At 40.8% G+C, this 15852-nt stretch carries 17 protein-coding genes and 1 pseudogene; 13 read left to right on the plus strand and 5 right to left on the minus strand.

What is annotated here, in order from left to right; genetic code table 11:
- Positions 1–14: 14 nt before the first annotated feature.
- Positions 15–1058 carry a nicotinate-nucleotide--dimethylbenzimidazole phosphoribosyltransferase gene (gene cobT / locus GJS40_RS12980; protein ID WP_270898278.1) on the minus strand — a complete coding sequence of 348 codons (1044 nt, stop codon included), beginning with the start codon at positions 1056–1058 and terminating at the stop codon, positions 15–17.
- Positions 1059–1070: 12 nt separating this feature from the next.
- Positions 1071–1652: a thioredoxin family protein gene (locus tag GJS40_RS12985; protein ID WP_270898279.1), complete on the minus strand. Its 582-nt coding sequence runs from the start codon at positions 1650–1652 to the stop codon at positions 1071–1073.
- Between the two features lie 176 nt (positions 1653–1828).
- Here GJS40_RS12985 and GJS40_RS12990 point away from each other — a divergent pair, with 176 nt between their 5' ends.
- The 5 genes from GJS40_RS12990 to GJS40_RS13010 all read left to right on the plus strand — a co-directional run bounded on the left by GJS40_RS12990 (position 1829) and on the right by GJS40_RS13010 (position 6335).
- A complete protein-coding gene (locus GJS40_RS12990) occupies positions 1829–3169 on the plus strand; it encodes a c-type cytochrome (RefSeq protein WP_270898280.1) in 1341 nt (446 codons plus the stop codon).
- Positions 3166–4266 carry a cytochrome ubiquinol oxidase subunit I gene (locus GJS40_RS12995; RefSeq protein WP_270898281.1) on the plus strand — a complete coding sequence of 367 codons (1101 nt, stop codon included), beginning with the start codon at positions 3166–3168 and terminating at the stop codon, positions 4264–4266. Before GJS40_RS12990 ends, GJS40_RS12995 begins: the two co-directional genes overlap by 4 nt.
- A gap of 361 nt (positions 4267–4627) precedes the next feature.
- The gene (locus GJS40_RS13000; protein WP_270898282.1) at positions 4628–5197 is read left to right on the plus strand and encodes an FAD-dependent oxidoreductase; all 570 of its coding nucleotides are present in this window, start codon (positions 4628–4630) and stop codon (positions 5195–5197) included.
- Positions 5198–5241: 44 nt separating this feature from the next.
- Positions 5242–5910 carry a DsbA family protein gene (locus GJS40_RS13005; protein WP_270898283.1) on the plus strand — a complete coding sequence of 223 codons (669 nt, stop codon included), beginning with the start codon at positions 5242–5244 and terminating at the stop codon, positions 5908–5910.
- 5 nt (positions 5911–5915) lie between these two features.
- A complete protein-coding gene (locus tag GJS40_RS13010) occupies positions 5916–6335 on the plus strand; it encodes a disulfide oxidoreductase (RefSeq protein ID WP_270898284.1) in 420 nt (139 codons plus the stop codon).
- A 52-nt stretch (positions 6336–6387) separates the two neighbouring features.
- Here the strand turns inward: GJS40_RS13010 and GJS40_RS13015 are convergent, their stop codons facing one another.
- A complete protein-coding gene (locus GJS40_RS13015) occupies positions 6388–7194 on the minus strand; it encodes an ABC transporter ATP-binding protein (RefSeq protein ID WP_270898285.1) in 807 nt (268 codons plus the stop codon).
- A 174-nt stretch (positions 7195–7368) separates the two neighbouring features.
- On the opposite strand from GJS40_RS13015, the gene GJS40_RS13020 reads away from it, so the two are divergent.
- On the plus strand, positions 7369–8553 hold the full coding sequence (locus GJS40_RS13020; RefSeq protein ID WP_270898286.1) for a thiolase family protein: 1185 nt from the start codon (positions 7369–7371) through the stop codon (positions 8551–8553).
- 332 nt (positions 8554–8885) lie between these two features.
- Entirely contained in the window at positions 8886–9986 is a 1101-nt protein-coding gene (locus GJS40_RS13025; protein WP_270898287.1) for a TAXI family TRAP transporter solute-binding subunit, read from the plus strand.
- An 83-nt stretch (positions 9987–10069) separates the two neighbouring features.
- On the opposite strand, the pseudogene GJS40_RS13030 reads toward GJS40_RS13025, so the two are convergent.
- Positions 10070–10364 (minus strand): annotated as a pseudogene (locus GJS40_RS13030) (HNH endonuclease signature motif containing protein); the annotation flags it as partial.
- Between the two features lie 591 nt (positions 10365–10955).
- Here GJS40_RS13030 and GJS40_RS13035 point away from each other — a divergent pair.
- The 6 genes from GJS40_RS13035 to GJS40_RS13060 all read left to right on the plus strand — a co-directional run bounded on the left by GJS40_RS13035 (position 10956) and on the right by GJS40_RS13060 (position 14802).
- Positions 10956–11423, plus strand: coding sequence for an enoyl-CoA hydratase/isomerase family protein (locus tag GJS40_RS13035; protein WP_270898288.1), 468 nt, complete (start codon positions 10956–10958; stop codon positions 11421–11423).
- Positions 11424–11467: 44 nt separating this feature from the next.
- Positions 11468–11731, plus strand: a complete 264-nt coding sequence (locus tag GJS40_RS13040) for an enoyl-CoA hydratase/isomerase family protein (protein WP_270898354.1) — start codon at positions 11468–11470, stop codon at positions 11729–11731.
- A 24-nt stretch (positions 11732–11755) separates the two neighbouring features.
- Positions 11756–12607 (plus strand): 3-hydroxybutyryl-CoA dehydrogenase, encoded by an 852-nt coding sequence (locus tag GJS40_RS13045; RefSeq protein WP_270898289.1) that lies wholly within the window; start codon positions 11756–11758, stop codon positions 12605–12607.
- 37 nt (positions 12608–12644) lie between these two features.
- Positions 12645–13235: a 3,4-dihydroxy-2-butanone-4-phosphate synthase gene (locus tag GJS40_RS13050; RefSeq protein WP_270898290.1), complete on the plus strand. Its 591-nt coding sequence runs from the start codon at positions 12645–12647 to the stop codon at positions 13233–13235.
- Positions 13236–13504: 269 nt separating this feature from the next.
- Positions 13505–14488, plus strand: a complete 984-nt coding sequence (locus GJS40_RS13055; RefSeq protein WP_270898291.1) for an NAD(P)H-dependent flavin oxidoreductase — start codon at positions 13505–13507, stop codon at positions 14486–14488.
- 176 nt (positions 14489–14664) lie between these two features.
- Entirely contained in the window at positions 14665–14802 is a 138-nt protein-coding gene (locus GJS40_RS13060; protein ID WP_270898292.1) for a hypothetical protein, read from the plus strand.
- A gap of 357 nt (positions 14803–15159) precedes the next feature.
- On the opposite strand, the gene GJS40_RS13065 is transcribed toward GJS40_RS13060, so the two are convergent.
- Complete coding sequence (locus GJS40_RS13065) at positions 15160–15696, minus strand: GbsR/MarR family transcriptional regulator (RefSeq protein WP_270898293.1); 537 nt, start codon at positions 15694–15696, stop codon at positions 15160–15162.
- Between the last annotated feature and the right edge of the window lie 156 nt (positions 15697–15852).

Genomic DNA, 15852 nt, shown 5'->3' on the forward strand with positions numbered 1-15852 from the left:
CACCGTCTTTTTGGTTAATGATAGTTTGCTAAGTCTTTAAATGTGGCCATTTCTTTCATCATTGCTGTCGCAAATTGCAAGATGGGATAGGAAACCGCTGCACCGGTCCCTTCTCCTAGTCGCATTTCTAAGTCAATGAGCGGTTTTTTCCCTAGCACTTGAACGGCAGCACTGTGTCCCGGTTCTTTTGAAAGATGTCCAATGATCATATAGTCTGTACATCTAGGTTGAATGTTTTTCGCGATAATTGCGGCGGCAGAACTAATGAAACCATCGACGAGAATCGGAATGCGTTTATGAGCGGCAGAAAGCATCGCCCCGGCAATGGCTGCTAGTTCAAGGCCACCTACTTTACTTAAGACGTCGATCGGATCACTTTTGTCCGGTTGTCGGCGTCGTAACGCTTCTTGAATAATGTTTGCTTTTTTGCGTACTTCCTCTTCTGACAATCCAGTGCCAATGCCTGTCACTTGTAGAGGGTTCGCACCACTATATAATGAGACAATCGCGCTGCTTGCCGTTGTATTACCAATTCCCATTTCCCCAAAAATGAGGCAGTTGACATTGGAGGTTTTGATCATGTTTGTTGCTTCTTCATACCCGACTGCTAAGGCTTCCATTGCTTCTTCTTTTGTCATCGCATCTTGCACATAGAAGTTGTTCGTTCCGCGTTTGATGGCACGGTTCGTAATATTTTCTGCGTCTATTGTGTTTTTCATCCCGACGTCTACTAGTTGAAATTGTGCATTGATTTGTTTTGCAAAGACGTTGATTGCCGCGCCTTCATTTAAAAAGTTCATTGCCATTTGTGTCGTTAATTCTTGTGGGAAGGCAGAAACTCCTTCCGCTACAATACCGTGGTCTGCTGCAAACACGATAATACCAGGACGACTGACATCTGGGAAAAGTTTTCCCGTCATTGCCGCTAACTCACTAGCAATCGATTCCAAACGCCCAAGACTTCCAGGGGGCTTCGTTAATTGTTCTATATGTTCTTGTGCTTGTTTTCTTACATTTTCATCTAACGTTGGAATGCGAAAGTTGTTTGGAAAGGTCATGTTGTAACTCCTTTATTGTTGTTGAACGGCGGAAAGTAGTAAGTTGGTTATCTCATAGACAACTAGCTTTTGATAATCAGCGGTTTTGCCGTAACGCGAAAAAATGCCTTCATACGCTTTTTTACGCTCTGCGTCAATTGCTGGATCGTCTGGCGCAAGGTTCTTTTGTTTGAATTCAATCATTGGTTGTTGAATAAATAGTGGACGCGGTCCCCAATCAAATAAGACATCACCGGCGTCATTGGTAATGATCACTTTCGGAACGGAGCGGCCTCCCATCGTTAAAAAGAGGTCCATCAAATCTTCATGTTCTTCCATAATAAATACTTCCGTCGGAATATTCGCTTCTTTTAAAACTTCCCAAATCGGTCCGAGATTACGGTGAACGTCACCACACCATGTACCAAGTAAAAGGGAAGCACGGAGATTCGTTTCTTCTTTTAATGGTGCCAACAATTCTTGATTGTGCATCTCCCAGTCAAATTGATTGTGCCACTTTTCAAACTTTTGTCGTTCTTCCTCGGTCATTTTGTCAATAAATGCTTCGACAGAAATACCTTTTCCTAACTTTTCTTGAATATTATTTGCGTTCATATTCCTTCACTCCTTTCGATGAAATTATATCATATTCGTTTGCAAGCGAATCTTTGTCTAATTTTTGAGCAAAACATGAAGGAAACTTGACAAATGGCTTTTTTCTCTCTAACTTTTCACTTTCTTCACAAACCCTTCCTACGATAAAAGTAATAAAGAAAAAGGAGGAGTGGAGAATGGACTATCCGGTCATAGAATTTTCGTTATTAGGAAATGGAATGGTCATTGGTCTCGTTGCATTTATTCATGTCCTTATTAGTCACGGGGTCGCTATTGGGGGAACGGCGATGATGGTGTCGCTCGAATATCGAGCCTATAAAACAAATAACAAACGTCTCGATCAATTCGCCCGGACATTAAGTAAATGGGTGTTAATTGTGACGACGACTGCGGGGGCGATAACAGGGGTCGGAATTTGGTTTACGACGATGGTCATCACGCCAGCATCCATCGGTTCTTTGTTGCGGATTTTCTTCTGGGCTTGGTTTGCCGAGTGGATTGTCTTCGTTACGGAAGTATCTCTCTTACTACTTTATTATTACACGTGGGATAAATGGAAAGGTGCGAAAAAGAATATTCACTTGCGCGTTGGTTATGCTCTCGTAGGATTTTCTTGGCTGACTGCTGCTATTATCACTGGAGTCTTGGCAGCAAAATTAACTCCTGGTCTTTGGACAGAGACACTATCCTTTTGGAACGCGTTTTTTAATCCAACGTACGTACCGTCACTCCTGTTCAGAACGTTCATTGCAATTTTACTTGCCGTATCGTTTATTTCGATTATTGTCAAAATGCGCGTCAAAGACAACGCACTACAACAAGAAGTATTTGGCGTGTTTGGCAAATGGATGGTAGTAACGATTCCGTCGTTACTCATTTTCGGAGTATGGTATTTATTTAAAATCCCTGAGCAAGCTTACGACCAAGTCATTTGGTCTACCGGAATGGAACCATTGGTCTTTACGACAATAAATATATTAGGACTTGCTGTATTAATCATCTATGCACTTTGGGCGATAAAATTGCCGAAGAAAGTACCGGTCATTTTAGTATTCATCGTCTGGGCAGCTTCCATTGGGTTTGTGGGAGAATTTGAGATGGTACGGGAGTCTGTCCGCAAACCATACGTCATCTATGATTATTTGTACGCAAACGGTATCCCTGCTAGCAAAGCAGAAGAGTTCAGTGAAGAAGGTTTTTTAGAGAACTGGACATTTGCTACTGTGGATGAAGTGACCGAAGAAACGAAATATGAAGCAGGACGAATTTTATATGAAGCCCAATGTTTAGCGTGTCACTCAATCGATGGTTGGCGAAGTAGACGAGCATTTGCAGATCGCGTAGCAGGTTGGGGAGAAGATAGTTTGGCAGATTACATTGAAACGATGCATATTTCCCGTCCATTTATGCCACCGTTTGTAGGAACTGAGGAAGAAAGAGAAGCATTGGCTCACTATATTACTTCAGAAGTAGATCAAGCAAATGGGGAAGTGGCGAAAGGAGGGGACGAGCAGTGATCTTTCAGTCCGTGCCGGTAGACTTAGAGTTAGCAATCCCAGGGAACTGGACGCTTTTAATGATTCTTCTTGTTGTCAGTTTTTTAATGCACATCGTGTTTGCGAATTTAACGATTGCAGGCGCTTTTTATGCGGTATGGAATGAAATACGAGGGATGGTAAAAAACAATCCCGTGTACGATCAGTTAGCTTCTCAATCAGCGACGATGACGTCTATTTTTAAAAGTATTGCCGTCGTCCTTGGGGTGGCACCGTTACTATTAGTGAGTGTTCTATACACGCAATATATTTACCCAGCAACGATTTTTATCGGTGAAGCGTGGCTCAATTTACTCTGGATACTAATTGTGGCATTTTTACTACTATACTTGTATAAGTTTTCGTGGAATCGTTTGAAAAACAAAGGGCTTCATTTGACCATCGGGTTAATAGGTACGATGATGTTACTCATCGTTCCGCTCATTTTCATCGTTGCGGTCGTATCGATGCTTTATCCAGATAAATGGGCGGGCGCGGAAGGATTTTTCCATTCACTCTTTTATTACCCACAAATTTGGCAGCGGTACTTCCACTTTATTTTAGCGAGCTTTGCGGTTACTGGCTTAGTCATGTACTTTTGGAATAAGCGAAAATTAACACAACGGACGAAACTACATGCAGTGGACGGGAAAGATGAAGTTGCCGCCACAACAGAAAATGTGAAAGAAGACGTGAAAGTGTATGAAGCGGGGAAATCGTTCGGAATGCAAGCAGCATTTTGGACGACAGCGTTACAACTTGTCATCGGTCCGCTCGTACTATTTAGTCTCGACCGAGAAGTACGCCTCCTATATTTAGGAGATGACGTCTTTTTAACGAGTTTACTCAGTATTTCCACGTTGTTATCTGTCGTATTAATTGGAATGCTCTTTATGTTAATGAAAACAGAAGCGAAAAAGTGGCTTCTTAGCTCCCTTACAACGTTAGTGCTCGTCATCGGGTTAATGGGTTGGATGCGCCACGAAGTACGGGAGTCTTATATCGACCCGCATCGTGCTGAAAATCCACCGACAATAGAGCAACAACCAATTCAAATTGGAGATATGATGATTGAATAAAAAAGTAGCCCACCATGAACGTGAGTATTCTAAAAAACTTCCCACAGTGTCATCTTCTTCCAATATCGATGCTGTGGGAATTTTACTTTTGTAGGAAATCGTTCAATACAACAAATTTAGAATGAAGTAATTTGACGTAGATTAGGAACGTATGATAGTGCGAATGAAAGGATAAAAGGCTCGATTCGGAGAAACATCAATGGACCAAAACTTTTGCATGAATCATGCAAGATTATCATGAAGATGTATCACGAATAGGCCTATTCCAGCGATATTTCAGTTTCACTTTCATTGACCACATTGTACAGAAAAGGATAAACTAATAGAGTGTATTGATATTAAGTAGAGGAGATGATAGGGAATGTATGATGTGATCATTATTGGCGGTGGTCCTGCAGGTGCTTCAGCGGCTCTTTTTACTGCAAAAGCAGGCAAGAAAACCCTCGTTCTTGATAATGAAACGAGCATGACGAAAGCAGCGCTCGTTAAAAATCATTACGGCACACCGGACGTAGAAGGCCCCGAGCTTCTCCGTATTGGAAAAGAACAAGCAGAATCTTTCGGGGCAGAATTTGTGAAACGGGAAGCAGAAGTCATCGAAAAACTGGAAAATGGTCGCATTCAAGTGAAGACGAATGAAGGGGATGTGGAAGCAGAACACGTTATCGTGACAGTGGGGAACACGACAAAACTTGCAAAGGCTTCTCAGTTAAACACAAAACCCGGCACAGAACCTCGTATTAAAGAAATCATTGAAACTGATGAAGATGGAAGAACAAATATCGATGGCGTTTGGGCGGCAGGAACTGTTGCAGGAGTGAGCGTCCACACCATTATCACAGCGGGAGACGGTGCAAAAGTTGCGATTAATGTCTTATCTGAAATGAACGGAGAGCGCTATGTCGACCATGATATATTAAAGAAAAAGTAACAGAAAGGGGGTTTCCCCTTTCTGCCTAGTAAAGAGGTGAATGTATGGCAGCGAAGCCAAAAGGCTATAAAAAAGATTCTCCGATCAAAGTGGTTATGATCGTCACCATCGCTTTGGTCCTTGTGATGGTGTTGCTTTATTTATTGATGAATCAATCAGGAAACAAGACGTTTGATAGTGCCCCGCCATTGGAAAACCAACCGGTACTTGGTAATGAAGAAGCATCCGTTTCCGTTGTCGAGTTTGGCGACTATAAATGTCCGGGTTGTGGAACGTGGGCAACAGAGATTTTTCCTCAATTGGAGGCAGATTACATAGAAAGTGGAGATGTGTCCTTTTCCTTTTACAACTATCTTGGCTTTGGACAAGAGTCGTTTCTTGCGTCTCTTGCAAGTAGAACAGTGTATGAAGAAGCGCCGGAAGAGTTTTGGGAGTTTCATCAACGACTGTTTGAAGTAGCTCCTTCTGAAGAGGTAACGATGGAGTTATTGTTAGACCTTCTCGCGGAGCATGCACCTTCCGTAGAGGAAGAAACGTTTATGCAAGCATTAGAAGAAGGAACCTATCTTTCTTCTCTTGAACAAGAATTAGCGGTCGTACAACAATATGAAGTCAATGCGACACCGACAATTGTCATTAACGAAACGCTGGTGGAAGATCCATTTGACTATGACGAAATCCAAGCGCTTATTGACGATCAGCTAGCGGAGTGACAAGGATGTCAAAAAATAGTTTGCTTCTTTATATTTCATGGCTCACTGCGCTTGTTGCCACTTTAGGCAGTTTATATTTTAGTGAAGTACGCCAGTTTATTCCGTGTGACATGTGTTGGTACCAACGAATTGCCATGTACCCGCTCGTGATACTTCTTGGCATGGCCACCTTTCGTTCCGATATAGAGATGAAACGATATGCCCTTCCTTTTTCGGTGATTGGTATGGGGCTTTCTTCCCTTCATTACGCTGAGCAAAAAATAGAAAGCTTTGGTGGAATGGCGCCGTGTCAGTCTGGAGTGCCTTGTGACGGAGAATATATTAATTGGTTAGGATTTATCACAATCCCATTTTTAGCACTGATTGCTTTTGTCATCATTACTGTTTGTTTATTACTCATTCAAACGGGAAAGAAAAATGGATAAAAAACCGAAGAGTGTCTTTTTATCATGAGAGACTCTTCGGTTTTTTGCATTGTTATGAGTGGGGAACTTGAGGTTTCACTCGAATCCAAGGACGTTCATTTTCCCACTCGAGGGAAATGGGTAAATGAAACGTCTTTTCCAACGTGCTTTCAGTAAGCACTTCCTTTTTTCTCCCTTGAGCAGCTGTTTCCCCGGATGCAATGAGCATAGCGTGAGTAATAGAAGGCACGATTTCTTCAATGTGGTGGGTGACGTAAAGTAATGTCGGACCATCCTCTTCTTTTGCCATCTGTTCAATGCTATCGAGTAACTCTTCTTTTGCAAGTAAATCGAGTCCGGTGCAAGGTTCGTCTAAAATAAGCAACGCCGGTTTTGGCATAAGTGCTCGCGCAAGCATTACTTTTCGTTTTTCTCCTTGGGAAAGGGTACAAAATTCTCTTTCTTTCAAGGTTCCTATGTGCAGTTGATGGAGTAATTGTTCTGCTCGTTCGATATCTTCATCGTGTATCGTTTCATAAATACCGATAGAAGCGTGTTTTCCGCTTAAGACAATGTCTAACACCGTATCGTTAGAGCGGTGAAGAAACTGTTCTTCAATGTGAGGACTCATCAAGCCGATTTTTTTGCGAACGTTTTGAAGGTTTGTTTGTCCAAAACGGCGTCCAAAAACGGAAACGGTGCCGTGCATTGGCCAAATATAGCCCGTGATGATCTTTAAAAGAGACGTCTTTCCCGAACCATTTAACCCGAGAAGCACCCAATGTTCTCCTTTATGTACTTCCCAAGTGACGTTTTTAATAATGCGTTTCCCTTCCTTTTGCCACGTTACTTGTTGTAAGTCAATCATTTTTTCCGTCATCATAGGTTCCTCCATCCTACCACTTTTTCTTTAGTATATCTCTCTCAAATGATAATTCAAAGCTTCTAGCTAGGTTGTATGGAAGTTACGTTATTTACCAATTTTCTAAATATTGATACACTAGTATTATATTGATATTAAAATATTAAATGGATAAAAGGAAGTGGGAAAAGTATGAGAAATGTAGTCATTGTGAGTGGGAAGCGAACACCGATTGGTCGTTTCAATGGGGTATTCAAAGATAAAACGGCAGTGGAACTTGGAACGATTGCTTTAAAAGGTGCACTGGAAGCAATCAACCTTGATCCACAACATATCGAAGAAGTGATCGGTGGACATGTATATCAAGCAGGATGTAAAGGAAACACTGCTCGTCAAGTAGCCATTCATGCCGGTTGCCCGGTGGAAACAGTCGCTGTGACGATCAACCAACAATGTCCATCTTCTCTGCGTGCGACAGATATGTTGGCAGGAGAAATTATGCTAGGAAAAATTGATGCCGGAGCAGTCGTTGGAATGGAAAGTATGACGAATGTTCCATACTTACTGCCTAAAGCAAGACAAGGGTATCGCATGGGAGATGCAAAAGTTGTAGATGGATTGCTTCATGACGCTTTGCTCGATGCTTTTCATGGTTATCATATGGGGGTTACCGCCGAGAACCTCGTTGAAAAATATGAAATTTCTCGGGAAGCACAAGATGAGTTAGCGCTTAGTAGCCAAAAGAGAGCCGTTGCTGCGATGGAAAAAGGCATATTTAAAGAAGAAATTGTACCGGTAGAAGTAAAACAACGCCGTGAAACGGTCGTCATTGAAGAGGATGAAGGACCAAATCCAAACACGACAGCGGATTCATTAAAGGGACTTCGACCTGTGTTTAAAGAAGGGGGAACGGTGACAGCCGGGAACGCTTCCACTTTAAACGATGGAGCAGCTGCTCTCATTTTAATGGCGGAAGAAAAAGCAGAAGCGTTGGGATTAGAGCCCCTTGCCCGTATTGTTGGGTCATCCTCTGCTGCGGTAGATCCGAAAGTAATGGGAATCGGAGTCGTACCAGCGGTGAAAAAAGCCCTTGCCGCAAGCAATCTCACAAAAGAAGAGATCGATTATTGGGAAATTAATGAAGCCTTTGCGGCACAGTTTCTCGCTGTCAATCAAGAATTAAATATTGATCTCGATAAAGTGAACCGATACGGCTCCGGCATTTCCCTTGGGCATCCTGTTGGGGCAACCGGTGCGCGAATTCTCGTTACACTGATTCACGAGTTACAGAAATCGAAAGAAAAGTACGGTTGTGCGTCTCTTTGTGCCGGAGGTGGCCCGGGAGCTGCTCTTGTCGTTGAAAATGTAAATATATAATTGAAGAAATCGTAAAGAGTTGTCTCAAATCATTCGGGCAACTCTTTTTTTGGCTCTGAAGGGATGGAGATGTTGCTTTGAATGGCTCTCCTTCTAATGATAGAAGTCCCTTCCATAAAATATATGAAAAAAGAAAAGAGAAACCATAAAGTTTGCTCTTTTAAATAATAATAGTGTCTGTATGATAAAAGAAAGTGATAGGAACAATGAACAGATCATGGATAAATTGAAAGCGTATTCATCTTAGTTCAATAAATATCTGACCAACCGTGACTTCTGAAAAAATAAATATTTTTAAAAATTAAAATAAAAATAAATAATGGAAAAAGGAGTTGTATGATAAAAGAAATTACGTACTTATCGTAACGATGGTCTTTATTGCTCTCGTATTGGTGGCATGTGGTCAATCTAGTTCAACGACAGAAGCAGAAGGAAGTACTTCAGAAATGAAAGATAATCTAATCATTGGAACACACCCCAGTGGTTCTTCTTATCATACTACCGGATCTGCAGTAGCAAATGTAGTAAACGAACATTCATCGCTGCAAGTAACCGTACAGCCATATGAAGGTCCGAATGCTTGGATGCCTTTATTAAATAGTGGAGAAATAGATATGGGAGTGATTTCGAGTCTTGATTTATTTTGGGGGATCCAAGGAGAATATGGGCATCCGGAACCTCATAGTAACGTACGTGCATTCATCGTCGGCAATTATCCTCCCACAGTTGGCATGGTGGTAAAAGAAGATTCAGACATTATGACAACTGCTGACTTGAAAGGGAAGAAAGTGGCAACCGGATACGCAGGAAATCATCTCAATCATTTGTTGTCTGAATATCATTTAAATTCTGTTGGGTTAACTTGGGACGATGTCGAGCCAGTGCCTGTCACAGCAGCAATTGATGGACTTGAAGCGCTACGAGATGGAAGAGTAGATGCAGCACTCGGATTAGGTCCTATTTCAGCCGTAACCATGGAAGTTCATTCGGCAGTAGGGGGCTTAAGGGTGTTAAATCTGGCGGATGTGGAACCAGAAAATATCGAGGACTTTCCTGAAGATGTTGCGCAAAAAATAGGGGAAGGCATTCCGGGAGCGAGACCTGCTGTCCATGAAGATATGGGAATTTTAGAAGGGAAAACAGCAACAGGCTATGAGTACCCTATTATGTTGGCTACGACGACTAAATTGAACGAAGAAACAGTCTACAAAACGCTTGAAGCAATCTGGGAAAATTATGAAGAACTTCACTCTGTGCATGCATGGCTAGAGGATTGGAGTCCAGACACGATGTTCCAAGAAAAACCACCGGTTCCTTATCATCCGGGAGCTATCCAATTTTTCAAAGATCAAGGACTCTGGACAGAGGATGCGGAAAAACATCATCAAGAACTGCTTGATGCACTTCGTCCCGTTCTTGATAGCAATAGGTAAGACTTTGATGTAATCGCCATCTTTTCCCCTGCTCCACACTCAACGTGCGACTTTCACCGCATTAGGCGTTCCATCTTATTCTTTTATACTAAAGCAACTAAATTACAAACTTTACGAAATTGATTTATTTTCTCCAATTGTTTCTCATCCAATTGGAGGATTTTTCTATATTGTTCAATCGTCTTTTCTTCTGTTGCATGGATTAACCTATGGACATTTTCGTGAAACTACTACGAGATTACTGAATTTATCCGTTCCACCCATGTGACGAGGTGTCTTGTGATGACAGTGAACTTCATTAGCAAGGAGGAATTTCCCTGTTACTGCACATTTGCCTAATTGCATAGAGTACTTTGAAATTCTGTTATCTGCAAATTCTAATTTGTCGTTATCGAAGTGTGTTTGTAGCATTTTATAAATTTACGTTGTAATTTCGGCTTATCGAGATAGCAATTAGCCATCCCTTGTCCGAAGGCGATTCATCCCCCACCTACTCACTGGGATACGCCCTTCACGTACCTTGAGGTGGGGGGCTTCTCGTCTAAATTAAGATGAAAAGATACAGTGTCCAGCGCGAACGATCATATTGCTGAACACTGCTTTGCTAAGAATGGAATGATGGTGATTGATTACCAATGATTGTATCCTGTTTCTTATTGTGAATTGATAAGTTCAATATAAGAAAATTTTATCGTGAAGTATTGAACATGTCAATTCTTCACTCGAAATATATCGAAAATTACTTAAAAGGAAATGTCATGGAACCAAAACAAATGAAAAGGCATTTCCAATGGTGTCATTGTGAAAGATAAGACAATGCCATTGGAATTTTATTTTGCAATTATTTTGAGAAAATAAAAATTATTTTTAAAACAGGCTTGAAAATTCAGAAAAAAGTTTATAATTAAATTTAAACACAAAGTATAAATTTAACTAAAAAGAAATGATTTTCCTCCAGGAGGGAACGGGATGGGACAAGTTGTTCAAACAAAAATATGTAAGGGGATTGGTTACCTTGAGTTGGCAAGACCGGATAAACGAAATGCGTTAACGAAGAAATTAGTGGAACAAGCGATTGCAGCTTGTCGTAAGTTAGACGAATCTCCGGAGGTAAGAGTGATTATCTTGTCTGGAGCGGGAAGTGCGTTTTGCGCCGGCGGTGATATAATGGAAATGAGGTCCTTAAACAAAGCGAGTGAGATCTCTCTATGGATGAAAAATGCATTTCGTCTAACAAAAACAATTCAAGAGTTAAATAAATATGTGATTGCTGCAGTCCATGGTTTTGCAGCTGGAGCGGGCTTTAGTCTTGCGCTTGCTTCTGATTTTGTCGTGGCGGACCGCAACAGTTCTTTTATTAGTAGCTTTACCAATGTCGGATTGATTCCTGATTTAGGGTTAACGAAATTGCTGACAGAACGAGTGCTCTTCCGTTAGCAAAAGAATGGATTGCTTCTGGACGAGCCATTTCTGCTGAAGAACTGTATGAGAAAGGTCTCGTGAATCGTTTAAGTGATGGCGACGTCGTTCAAGAAGCGACAGAGTTTTCACAATTTATTTTAAAAGGCTCTCCACTTACCCGGATGTATGAGAAAAAAATATTAAATGAAGTGAAAGACATGTCCATGGATGCAGCACTCATTCAAGAGATGATCACACAATCGTTACTTCTTCAAACAGAGGACCATAAAGAAGGTGTTGCTGCCTTTTTAGAAAAACGCACGCCTCAATTTCAAGGAAATTAAGCAAGAAAGGAGCTAGAAACACTTATGAAAACGATTGCAGTTGTAGGGGCAGGTACGATGGGAAACGGCATTGCCCAAGTTGCAGCAGAAACCGGTTATGAAGTGATCCTTTATGATGTCAATGAAGAAGGATTAAACAAAGGCATAGAACGCATTGAAAAGAATCTGAAGAAAAATGTCGAAAAAGAAAAAATCGATGAACAGACAGCCAAAGATATAAGAGCGCGCATCCAACCAACCTTACAAATGAAAGATTTAAAAGACGTCGATATCGTTATTGAAGCCATCATTGAAAAAATTGAACCGAAAAAAGAATTGTTCGGTCAATTAGATCAAATTTGTAAAGACGAGACAATTTTTGCTTCGAACACGTCCGGAATCAGCATTACCGAAATGGCAGCCAGTGTGAAACGCAGCAGTCAGTTTATCGGGATGCACTTTTTTAACCCCGTTCCGGTCATGAAATTAGTAGAAGTGATTCGCGGAGAACAAACATCGGACGAGACGTTTCAAAAAGCCCACGCTCTCGTAGAAGAGTTCAATAAAGAAGCGATTTCGGTAGAAGATGCGCCGTTGTTTGCGGTGAATCGCATCTTAGTTCCAATGTTAAACGAAGCAATTTTTGTGTTAGGAGAAGGAATTGCCAGTGCAGAAGACATTGATAAAGGGATGAAATTAGGAGCAAATCATCCAATTGGTCCCCTCGCACTGTCTGATTTAATCGGGTTGGACACTTTACTTTTTGTGATGGAAACGCTCTATCAGGAAACGAATGACTCGAAGTATCGTCCAGCTCCTTTGCTGAAAAAATATGTGCGAGCAGGCTATCTCGGAAGAAAAACAGGAAAAGGATTTTTCACGTACGAAAGCAAATAGTCACTTCCAACCTAGAAAATAAAAGGAGGGAGTATTGATGGTTGAGGATTCTATTAAACAAGCAACGATGGAGTTACAAAAAGGGAACTTAATTATTTTGTTTGATGATATGTTGCATAATGCCGGTTATTTAATGGGAGTTGCTGAAAATGTAAGCGCTCCAAATATTAATCAAATGACGAAAATTGCGAAAGGATTAACGTATGTATGTATGCCGGAGGAAAAAGCACGGAAATTAGAGTTACCTTTAATGGTAGAAGGAACCAATCATTTTGAAGCAACTGTATCCATCGATCATATTTCTACTACAACCGGTATTTCTGTTTTTGAACGTATGCAAACGATTAAAGAGCTGACAAAACCAGATGTTCAACCGGATGAATTTCAAAAACCAGGACATATTTTTCCGTTGGTAAGTAAAGAAAAAGGTTTGTTAGAGCGAATCGGCATTACGGAAGCAGCAGTGGATGTTGCTAAGATGTGTTCGCCCATTCCCTTTGCTTATATGAGTGAAATGTTAAACGAAGCGGGAGAAGTCGCAACAAAAGAAGAGATTCAACAGATAGTAGTAACAGAGAAGTGGATGTTTGTTTTTGCATTCGAGAAGAAATTGCTTTTCCAACAGTGAATCAATTACTCTTTCAAATGGAAAAAGACAAACAAATGATTTTAAAGCGTTTTCGCTTGATGGAAGAAAGATCCGTCGTATTGCGGGATAGCTCTCTTCTAGAAATATAAACCTTACACCATCCCACTCCCTCTTTTTTCAATTGGAATAATGACTTTTACGAGAAAAACGTGTATACTCTTCTCTGAAGGAATGAACGTTCATTCATTTCTTTAGAGAAGAATTTTTTATTTTTAAAGAATATATTGAAAAAGGAGGAGGATCAAAACATGAAAAAAGATATTCGCGCCCAATTACAGGAAACGATGAGGTTGCCTGTCATTATGGCACCGATGTTTCTCGTTTCTAATCCTCAAACTGTCGTGGAAGGATGCAAGAATGGAATTATCGGTTCTTTTCCTAGTTTAAATGCAAGGGATGCATCTATTTTGGATGAATGGATGACCACGATTAAAAAAGAATTAGCGGAAGCAAAACAAACTTCTCCTGATAAGAAGATCGCTCCGTGGGCGGTGAACTTTGTTTGTCATCGTTCACATAACAAGCGGTACGAGGAAGATTTAGCGTTAATAAAGAAACATGAGCCGCCGATTGTTATTTGCTCATTAGGAGATCCCAAACCAATCGTCGATATCGTCCACAGTTATGATGGCATCGTATTTGCAGATGTCATAAATACTTTCTTTGCTAAAAAAGCGATTGAAAAAGGCGTCGATGGACTTATTTTAGTTTGTAATGGGGCCGGGGGACATGCGGGAACGTTCCATCCGATGGCTTTTATAAAAGAAGTGAAAGCGTTTTACGATGGCATTACGATTTTAGCGGGGAGCATTTCAGAAGGAGACGATATCCTTGCGTCAGAAGTATTGGGAGCGGACTTTGTTTATATAGGAACAAAGTTTATTGCCGCGAAAGAGAGTTCCGCACCAACAGAATACCAAAAGATGTTAGTGTCGTCGACGATGGAAGATATTATGTACACCGATGTATTTAGTGGTATCCATGCAAATTATTTAATCCCGAGTATAGAACGAGCAGGCATTGACATTCAAGATATACAAAAGAAAAAAGTTAGCAAAGAGACACTTCGTCAGTCATTAGACGTAAAAGCGTGGAAAGATATTTGGTCTGCCGGACACGGAGTCGGAGCGATAGATCGCGTGCAAACCGTACGAGAAATCATTCAAGATTTAGAACGGTGCTATGAGGAGGCAAGAAAAAAAATAACCGATAAAGGGGTGAAGGTGAAATAAAGGGGATGGGCAACTTCAGCCATCGCCAAAAACTTGGTGAGTCTCTCTTTTTGTGGACAAAGAACATTTAAAAATGAAAATGATAAAAAAGTGTCGTATGAACTGGTGATGCGACACTTTTTTCGTGCAATCTGAACAGGAGTGGTTGTAAGAGGATGAAAACTGGAAATGAATAAGTGATTCGGAACATTTTTTTGCTTCATGCGACGAATGACGCGTTAAAAAAGAATATGAATCGTTCCATGAACGTTTCATACGATGCTTCATTTTGTCAAACACCGGTCGAATGGTTGCATGGTAGTTATTGGAAGTAATGAGGATAAAAACAGGTCACAACACGTTTCATACAACCTTTTATTACGAGAACGATGCAATGAATGGTCGTATAAAAGATTCATACGACGAAATATTACACAAAATTCCTACTGAATGGTCTCATGACGGGAGAGTTGCAGTAGGGTGCTTGCGGTGCATTCGGCCATCCGTTGACGATCCGCGTACATCATACTGATTCTTGAGTTAGAGACACAGAGAAATGCACTTCCGGCGGTAAACTTAAGGAAATATACCGTCAGACAATAATCCAATCATAGAAGATGGGAAAACACACTACAAAAACGGTTCCAAGCAAATTTTAGTGCTTGGAACCATACTTTTTGGCTACAACCTCTTTATTTTTTGGGGATTAATTTAAAAATATCTCCACTTTCAAATAAGTGAATGACTTCATCGAGCCATTCATAATAATGGAGCGCTCCTTCTAATTTGTCTATGTCTTGTTTTATTTCTTCTATTAAATCCTCATCGTTCGTTTCATCCAGTAGCATTTCTAGTGCTTCTTTGGCCCGAGTGGCTGCATGTTTGTTTTTGTCTGTCCCTTCCCGCCAACGATTAATAAATACCGAAATAAAAGATTTGTACCAGTCATCCTCTGTTTCGTATAAATCTTTTCTATTTCCTTTCTCCCATACACGCGTGACCATATCCGCTTCGGATAATACACGAACACCGGTACTCATGCTCGTTTTGCTCATTCCAAGCGCTTTGCTCATGTCATCTAGCGTCATTGGTTTATTAGAAAACAAAATGGTTCCGTAAAGCCGACCATTTGTTTCGGAAATGCCATATAACCCTATATTTTGGGCTAACACAGAAATAAAACGATGACGTATTTGTTGCAGTTTTTCTCGTTCGTTTGACACATCCATCTTCGGTTCTCCTCTCATGCACTCGGGTTCATGATAAGATTTCTCATCGATAATAGAGAAAAATAGTCGTAATGAAAATATAGCAAAATGGAAAGTATTTTCCTACTAGCAATGAAGCAAGAAAAATGTCGAATGATGACGGGATTAAAAGAATGA

This window comes from Aliibacillus thermotolerans, from assembly GCF_027853235.1.
Classification (GTDB): Bacteria; Bacillota; Bacilli; order Bacillales; family Marinococcaceae; genus Aliibacillus; species Aliibacillus thermotolerans.

Excerpts from the sequence above, each read along its gene's own strand:
- cobT (WP_270898278.1), bottom strand. The coding sequence starts at position 1,058 with ATGACCTTTCCAAACAACTTTCGCATTCCAACGTTAGATGAAAATGTA.
- GJS40_RS12985 (WP_270898279.1), bottom strand. The coding sequence starts at position 1,652 with ATGAACGCAAATAATATTCAAGAAAAGTTAGGAAAAGGTATTTCTGTC.
- GJS40_RS12990 (WP_270898280.1), top strand. The coding sequence starts at position 1,829 with ATGGACTATCCGGTCATAGAATTTTCGTTATTAGGAAATGGAATGGTC.
- GJS40_RS13000 (WP_270898282.1), top strand. The coding sequence starts at position 4,628 with ATGTATGATGTGATCATTATTGGCGGTGGTCCTGCAGGTGCTTCAGCG.
- GJS40_RS13005 (WP_270898283.1), top strand. The coding sequence starts at position 5,242 with ATGGCAGCGAAGCCAAAAGGCTATAAAAAAGATTCTCCGATCAAAGTG.
- GJS40_RS13010 (WP_270898284.1), top strand. The coding sequence starts at position 5,916 with ATGTCAAAAAATAGTTTGCTTCTTTATATTTCATGGCTCACTGCGCTT.
- GJS40_RS13015 (WP_270898285.1), bottom strand. The coding sequence starts at position 7,194 with ATGACGGAAAAAATGATTGACTTACAACAAGTAACGTGGCAAAAGGAA.
- GJS40_RS13020 (WP_270898286.1), top strand. The coding sequence starts at position 7,369 with ATGAGAAATGTAGTCATTGTGAGTGGGAAGCGAACACCGATTGGTCGT.
- GJS40_RS13035 (WP_270898288.1), top strand. The coding sequence starts at position 10,956 with ATGGGACAAGTTGTTCAAACAAAAATATGTAAGGGGATTGGTTACCTT.
- GJS40_RS13045 (WP_270898289.1), top strand. The coding sequence starts at position 11,756 with ATGAAAACGATTGCAGTTGTAGGGGCAGGTACGATGGGAAACGGCATT.
- GJS40_RS13050 (WP_270898290.1), top strand. The coding sequence starts at position 12,645 with ATGGTTGAGGATTCTATTAAACAAGCAACGATGGAGTTACAAAAAGGG.
- GJS40_RS13055 (WP_270898291.1), top strand. The coding sequence starts at position 13,505 with ATGAAAAAAGATATTCGCGCCCAATTACAGGAAACGATGAGGTTGCCT.
- GJS40_RS13065 (WP_270898293.1), bottom strand. The coding sequence starts at position 15,696 with ATGGATGTGTCAAACGAACGAGAAAAACTGCAACAAATACGTCATCGT.